Origin of the sequence: Leifsonia sp. SIMBA_070 (genome assembly GCF_046534635.1) — a bacterium.
GTDB lineage: Bacteria > Actinomycetota > Actinomycetes > Actinomycetales > Microbacteriaceae > Leifsonia.
On the sequence record NZ_JAWRYK010000445.1, the window covers coordinates 1 to 262 of the forward strand.

Genomic DNA, 262 nt, shown 5'->3' on the forward strand with positions numbered 1-262 from the left:
GTTCAGCATCATGGTGTCCACCCGCAGCGACCGGGTGATGTGCCCCATGAACAGCAGCAGCACCACCCCGCTGGTAATGCCCAGCACGTAGACCAGGCCCACCACCAGCACCGGCACCGGACGGTCCGGATCCATCCCGTGCAGGCCCGTAATGCTGACCATGAAGGTGCCCATCAGGACCGCCAGCACCATCTGGGTGCGCACGTCGCGGGCAAATTCGCGCAGCAGCCGGGGCGAAAACTGCTGCGAGGCCAGTTGCAGG

Annotated in this window: 1 protein-coding gene; it reads right to left on the bottom strand. The window is 65.6% G+C overall.

Features of this window, described 5'->3' with window-relative positions; translation table 11 throughout:
- The coding region (locus tag SB754_RS21015; RefSeq protein ID WP_410784286.1) for a DUF2254 family protein at nucleotides 1-262 on the bottom strand (262 nt) is incomplete at both ends.